At 70.4% G+C, this 6,750-nt stretch carries 5 protein-coding genes; 1 reads left to right on the top strand and 4 read right to left on the bottom strand.

The window, feature by feature from the left end; translation table 11 throughout:
- Window positions 1-129: 129 nt before the first annotated feature.
- On the top strand, window positions 130-2,058 hold the full coding sequence (locus BM349_RS05890; RefSeq protein ID WP_091704359.1) for a BglG family transcription antiterminator: 1,929 nt from the start codon (window positions 130-132) through the stop codon (window positions 2,056-2,058).
- 14 nt (window positions 2,059-2,072) lie between these two features.
- Here BM349_RS05890 and BM349_RS05895 read toward each other — a convergent pair whose 3' ends face one another.
- The 4 genes from BM349_RS05895 to BM349_RS05910 are packed head-to-tail and all read right to left on the bottom strand — an operon-like array spanning window position 2,073 to window position 6,623.
- Complete coding sequence (locus BM349_RS05895; RefSeq protein ID WP_091704363.1) at window positions 2,073-2,654, bottom strand: GNAT family N-acetyltransferase; 582 nt, start codon at window positions 2,652-2,654, stop codon at window positions 2,073-2,075.
- A gap of 9 nt (window positions 2,655-2,663) precedes the next feature.
- Window positions 2,664-4,076: an MFS transporter gene (locus BM349_RS05900; protein ID WP_254773745.1), complete on the bottom strand. Its 1,413-nt coding sequence runs from the start codon at window positions 4,074-4,076 to the stop codon at window positions 2,664-2,666.
- 7 nt (window positions 4,077-4,083) lie between these two features.
- The gene (locus BM349_RS05905; protein WP_254773746.1) at window positions 4,084-5,793 is read right to left on the bottom strand and encodes a phospho-sugar mutase; all 1,710 of its coding nucleotides are present in this window, start codon (window positions 5,791-5,793) and stop codon (window positions 4,084-4,086) included.
- A complete protein-coding gene (locus BM349_RS05910) occupies window positions 5,790-6,623 on the bottom strand; it encodes a purine-nucleoside phosphorylase (RefSeq protein ID WP_091704366.1) in 834 nt (277 codons plus the stop codon). The genes BM349_RS05905 and BM349_RS05910 overlap by 4 nt, the downstream gene beginning before the upstream one ends.
- Between the last annotated feature and the right edge of the window lie 127 nt (window positions 6,624-6,750).

The raw sequence follows: 6,750 nt of genomic DNA on the forward strand, positions 1-6,750 counted from the left end.
CCTTCTGCGAGGTATGCCACAACTCTGTGGCGAGAACACGGTACCGCTCGGCGGCATCGGCCGCCACGCGGCGCGCGGCGCGTGATTGACTGGCGGAAGGACCACCGCACCGATGCGCAAGGGGACACCGTGACCAGAGCGAGACAGGACCGCCTCCTCGGTCTGCTCGCGCGCGACGGTGAGTGGGTGACGGCCGCCACGCTCGCCGACGGTCTCGGCGTGACACCGCGCAGCATCCGCTCGTACGTCACGGCCATCAATGCGCGGGTGCCGGACGGGGTCGCGGTGGAGTCCGGGCCCCAGGGCTACCGGTCCGGTCCCGATGCGGGCGTTGCGCTGCGACTGACGGCGGGGGCGGATGCCGGAACCCCGCGCGATCGGCTGCACACGCTCGTCCGCGCCCTGCTGGACGCCGATGACGGCATCGATGTGTTCGAGACTGCCGACTCCCTGCACGTCAGCACTGCGACCCTGGACGCGGATCTGGCGCGCGTGCGGGGCCTGCTCGGTGGAACCGAGCTGACGCTCGAGCGATCCGCGTCGCGGGCGCGGCTGCGGGGCACCGAGATGGCGCAGCGGCGCCTGCTCAGCAAGCTGGCGCACGACGAGATGGATGCCGGATCCTTCGACCTCGAGGCGCTGCGACGGACCCTGGGGCAGGGATCGGTCGGCGCCCACGCGTTCGGACCCTTCAAGACGGAGCTCGTCGCCGAGCTCGGCGCACTGGGGTATTTCGTCAACGAGTTCGGCATCTCGGACGTCGTCATGCACATCGCGATCGCGGCCGACCGGGTCGCCCGCGATCGCGGTCTCGAGGGCATCGCCGGTGAGATGCGCCCTGCCCAGCAGGAGGTGGCCGCGATCCTCGAGCGGCTGGTCGCGCGGCACCTCGGCGTGACGCTGGGTGCGGGCGACCTGCAGCACCTGTCGACCCTGGTGCTGACCCGGGTCGTGGCACCCGGGGCGTCGGCGCCGTCGGATCACGCGCGCTCGCGGCTCGAGCCGGAGGTCGAGGCGGCGGTCCGCGAGGTCGTCGAGGCGGCCGCGGTCGAGTTCCTCGTCGACATCGCGCACGAGGATTTCATCCTCCGCCTCGCCCTGCACGTGCAGAACCTGCAGCACCGCGCCCGCGAGCAGGCGTGGTCGCGCAACCCGCTCACCAAGTCGCTCAAATCGACGTATCCGATGATCTTCGAGGTGGCGGTGTTCATCGCGAGCGGACTGCAGGAGCGCCTCGGCATCCCCCTGCTGGACGACGAGATCGCGTACATCGCGATGCACGTCGGCGGAAGGCTCGAGCGCAGTCGACGCGCCGACCAGCTCCTCACCGCGACGATCGTGTGCCCGGGGTACTACGAGCTGCACGAGCTGCTGCGCTCGTCGGTCGACCGCTCACTCGGCCAGGCGATCGAGGTCGTGGGGGTGGAGACCCGGGTCGATCCGGACTGGGCCTCGATCGACACGGACCTGGTGCTCACGACGATCGATCCGGCGATCGCCGGCGACCGGTTCGTCCGCATCCAGCCGTTCCTCACCGACGCCGATGTGGACCGGGTGCAGACGGCGGCGGCGCGCATCCGGCGCACCCGGCGCCTCGCGCGACTGCGCAAGGAGCTCGAGCGCTACTTCGTGCGATCGGCGTTCGTCCGCGGCCTGGATGCCGACGGCGACGAGGAAGGGGTCATCCGGCACCTCGGCGCGCTGCTGGTCGAGGAGGGGGTCATCGATCAGGACTACGTGGAGCGCACGATCCAGCGCGAGCGGCTCTCCTCCACTGCGTTCACCGACGCGCTGGCCGTTCCGCACGCGATCGGCATGACCGCGACCCGCACGGCGATCGCGGTCGGCATCGCCGACCCGTCGATCCCGTGGGGAGAGGGACGGGTGCAGGTCGTCGCGGTGGTGGCGTTCTCGGAGACCGATCGCGAGGCGTTCCAGACGGTCTTCGAGCAGTTCGTCGAGGTGTTCTCCGAGCGCGACAGCGTGCACCGGATCGTACGTCGCGCGACTGACTTCACGGGCTTCCTGGACGAGCTCGTCGCCGTCATCGACGGCTGAGGAGCGGCATCCGCTCAGCGGGCGAGGCGCGACTCCAGCCCCAGCCGCACCGAGGCCCACTCGTGCGGGAGGATCGAGAAGACGACCGTGTCGCGCAGCGATCCGTCCGGGCCGATGCGGTGGTTGCGCAGCACACCGTCCTGCTTGGCGCCGAGCCGGGCGATCGCGGCGCGCGACTGGAGGTTGTGCCAGTGCGTGCGGAACTCCACCGCGATCGCGTCGCAGCGCTCGAACGCGTGACCGAGCAGGAGCAGCTTCGAGGCGGTGTTGACGGCCGTGCGCTGCGCCTCCACGCCGATCCAGGTGTGTCCGATCTCGACGTGCCGGTTCGGCTGGTCGATGTCGCAGAACGTCGTCATCCCGATCGCCTTGCCGGTGTCGAGCCGTCGCACGGCCCACGGGTTCATCGAGCCTTCCTCGTGCCACGCCAGCCGCTGCTCGATATCGGCGGCGACCGCATCCGGTGACGGCACGGATGTGTACCAGGCGTGCTCGAGGCCGACCGTCGCCTCAGCGAGTTCCTCCGCGTGGTCGAGCGTCAGCGGTTCCAGGCGGACGAAGGCGTTCTGGAGGGTGATCGCGTCGCGCAGGAGCATGTGCTGAGCCTACGAGGGTTCGTTCGCGTGCATGGCGGCCTCCGCCGCCGCCGCGCCGGCGGCCGGGTCGGAGACGTGGGATGCCGCACGCGCGGCGCTGACGGCGCGCCTGCCGGCCGGCAGCCACACCGCGCCGCCGACGACGATGAAGGTGAGCACGCCCGCCGAGACCAGGAGCCATTCGATCGGGACGAGGTCCGCGAGCGGACCGAACACGACCATGCCGATGGGCATCGCCAGAGCCATCACGATTCCGAGGAAGCCGAACACGCGGCCCTGCCGTTCGGGTTCGACCGTCTCCTGCAGCAGCGTCATCGACGGGGTCGAGAAGAACGGCACCGAGAGGCCGAGCAGCCACATGAAGCCGAAGTACAGCCAGATGTTCGGCGAGAGCCCCAGTCCGATGGAGAGCACGCCGAACACGAGGGACGACACGATGATCATTCCGATGCGACTGCGCTTGGCGAAGAAGGATGCGACGACGATTCCGCCCAGCACCATGCCCACGCTGAACGCGACCTCGAGCACCGCGAGGTTGATCACGTTCTGCTGCTCTCCCGCGTCGAAGGTGCGCACGAGCATCAGGGGCGTCAGATTCGACGGCGCCACGATCAGGACGAAGATGATCGCGAACAGCACGAGCAGCCATCGCACGAACGCGTGGTGCGCGACGTAGCGGACGCCGTCGACGAGATCCGCGAAATACCCGGTCGGCACGTCGCCCGCGCGCCGGATCGCCGAGACCGGGATCAGCGCGAGCAGGCCGATCCCGATGATCGCCGTCACGACGTCGATGAAGAAGATCGGCACCAGCGAGGATGCCGTCCCGCCCGCCTCGGCCGACGACCATGCGTAGATGGCGCCCGCAGCGGCGGGTGCCAGCAGCGCCATCGCCGACTGGATCGATCCGTTGATGCCGTTCACGCGCATGAGATTGCGCGTGGGCGTGATCTGCGGAATCAGCGCCGAGACGGCGGGCATCTGGATCCCGGCTCCTGCCGAGCGGATGGCCATCGTGAGGAAGATGAGCCACACCGCGTCGTACCCCGACATCATGACCAGTGCGAGCGCGAGAGTCGAGGCGGCGATCGACGCGTCGGCGACGATGATCAGGTACTTGCGGTTGTGGCGGTCGGCCCAGACGCCGCCGAAGATCGACACCACGGCCTGCGGCAGGAACCCGAACAGCGCCGCGAGCATCATGATGACGCCGGACTCGTACGTGATCGTCAGGTACCAGAACACCGCGTACTGCACGAGCATCGAGCCGAGCAGGCTGATCGTCTGCCCGCTCAGGAAGAGGACGACCTTCCGAAGCCAGTGCGGCGGATCGGGTGGTTCCTGCGTCGCGCTCGCGCTTTCAACCAGCTCGGATGCCGCGTCCTCGGCATCCGTCGGCTCGTCCTGCGCGGCCCGGGTCACGCGCGCGTCAGCCGGCCTCGTCCAGGAGTGCGTGTGCGCCGTCGGTGAGGGCGGTGAGCCGTGCCCTCGCGTCGTCGACGGAGTCGCCGCGCACGTCGAGGTAGATCTTCAGCTTCGGCTCGGTGCCGCTCGGGCGCACGATCACGCGCGATCCGTCCGCCATCCACAGCCGCAGCACGTCGCCCCGCGGCAGATCCTCGACGCCCTCGAGCAGGTCCTCGATCCGGTCGACGGCGACCGATCCGATCGAGTCCGGGTGCCGCTCGCGCAGGCCCGCCATGATCCGCTCGATGCGCGAGAGATCGTCCACGCGGATCGAGATCTGATCGCTCGCGAAGAACCCGAAGGTCGCGTCGAACTCCGCAAGCACCCGCGCAAGGCTCTCGCCTCTCCCGCGCGCCTCTGTCACGATGCCGAGCATCGCGACGGCAGCCGAGATGCCATCCTTGTCGCGGACGGTCTCGGGGTTCACCAGGTAGCCGAGGGCCTCCTCGAAGCCGAACACGAGGCCGGGGGCCCGCGAGATCCATTTGAAGCCGGTGAGGGTCGTGTGGAAGTCGAGCCCGTAGTGGTCGGCGACGGCCTTGAGCCCGGGAGAGGAGACCAGCGAGCAGGCGAGGGACGCACCCGGCCCGGCACCGCCCTCGCGCGCGAGTCGCGCGGCCCGCCAGCCCAGGAGCAGCCCGATCTGGTTGCCCGTGAGGCGCCGCCACCCGCCCGCGGCGTGCGGATCCGGCACCGCGACCGCGAGACGGTCGGCGTCGGGGTCGTTCGCGATCACGAGGTCGGCGTTCGTGCTCCGCGCGGTCTCGAACGCGAGGTCCATCGCACCGGGCTCCTCCGGGTTGGGGAACGCCACAGTGGGGAATGCGCCGTCCGGATCGAGCTGCTGCTCGACCGGGACGGGCGGCGGGTACCCGGCCGCATCGAGGATCCGAGAGAGGGTCTCCCACCCGACGCCGTGCATCGCCGTGTAGACCCACCTCAGTCCCTCGGCGCCCTCGGGCGCCGGCGCCACCGCGGCCGTCGCGTCGATGTACGCATCGACGAGGGACTCGGGCGCGATCTCGTAGCCGAGCGAACGCGGCAGTGCGGCGACATCGCCGGCATCCGCGATGCGCTGGATATGCGCGGCGATCTCGGCGTCGGCGGGCGAGACGATCTGGGCGCCCTCATCGGCGCCGCCGAGATAGACCTTGTAGCCGTTGTCGTTCGGCGGGTTGTGGCTCGCGGTCACCATGACCCCGGCATCCGCGTCGAGTTCCCGGACCGCGAACGCGAGCACGGGGGTCGGCAGCAGGCGGGGGAGGAGGATCGCCCGCAGCCCGGCGCCGGCGAAGAGCTCTGCGGAGTCCTGCGCGAACACATCCGAGTTGCGGCGGCCGTCGTAGCCGATCACGACCGTCGGAGTTCGCGCCGCGCCGGCACGCTCACGTACGTACGCCGCGAGCCCGGCGGCGGCCTGCGCGACCAGCACCCGGTTCATGCGGTTGCTGCCGGCGCCCAGTTCCCCGCGAAGGCCGGCAGTGCCGAAGGCGAGCCGCCCGGCGAACCGGTCGGCCAGGTCGGCGGATGCCGCGCCGTCGCCGGCTTCGGCCCCCTCGATCACGGCGCGCAGCTGCGCGCGTGTCTCGGCATCCGGATCCTGGGCGAGCCAGGCGCGCGCGGTCTGCAGCAGCTGGTCCTGGCCCTCTGCGCCGTCCAGCGCCGCGTTCACATCGCGCCGATCACGCGGGCCAGCAGCGAGGAGATGACCGGTCCGGCCGCCTGCCCCGCCTCCATGACCTCCTGGTGGCTCAGGGGAGTGGTCTGGATGCCGGCGGCCATGTTCGTGATGAGCGAGAAGCCCAGGATCTCCATCCCCGCCTGTCGTGCGGCGATCGCCTCGAGCGCGGTGGACATGCCGACGATGTGTCCGCCGATCGCCTTCGCCATCTGCACCTCGGCGGGCGTCTCGTACTGAGGACCGGTGAACTGGCAGTAGACGCCTTCGTCCAGCGACGGGTCGATCATGCGGGCGAGATCGCGCAGCCGCACCGAGTACAGGTCGGTCAGGTCGACGAAGGTGGCACCCTCGAGGGGAGTCGAGCCGGTCAGGTTGATGTGGTCGCTGATCAGCACCGGGGTCCCCGGCTTCCAGGTGTGTTTGATCCCGCCCGCGCCGTTGGTCAGCACCATCGTGCGCGCGCCGGTCGCGGCGGCGGTGCGCACGCTGTGCACGACCCGTCGCGGTCCGTGGCCCTCGTAGAAGTGCGTGCGCGCGCCGATGATCAGAACGTGCTTGCCGCGGGGCGTCACGACGCTGCGGAGCGTGCCCACGTGGCCCTCGAGGGCCGGCTTGCTGAACCCGGTCACCTCCGTCGCCGGGATCGTGGCGACGGTCTCGCCGATCAGTTCGGCCGCTTGACCCCAGCCGCTGCCGAGGGTGAGCGCGATATCGTGGCGCGGCATTCCGGTGAGCCGGGTGATGTCGTCCGCGGCCTCGGCGGCGATCTCGAACGGGTCGGCAGCAGGGTCGTCGAGCGGGTTGGAGAGAGTCTCTGACATGCACCCACTCTAGGAACGCGGACGCTCCGGAGCCAGACCGCGCGCGGAGGGGCGACCGGCCCGACCGGGGGAGGTCGTGCCGGGGTGCTCGATGGGGCTCCGCCTCAAACCCCTGGGTGTGCTTCGC

Source organism: Microbacterium sp. cf046 (assembly GCF_900114345.1).
GTDB lineage: Bacteria > Actinomycetota > Actinomycetes > Actinomycetales > Microbacteriaceae > Microbacterium.

Excerpts from the sequence above, each read along its gene's own strand:
- BM349_RS05910 (WP_091704366.1), bottom strand. The coding sequence starts at position 6,623 with ATGTCAGAGACTCTCTCCAACCCGCTCGACGACCCTGCTGCCGACCCG.
- BM349_RS05895 (WP_091704363.1), bottom strand. The coding sequence starts at position 2,654 with ATGCTCCTGCGCGACGCGATCACCCTCCAGAACGCCTTCGTCCGCCTG.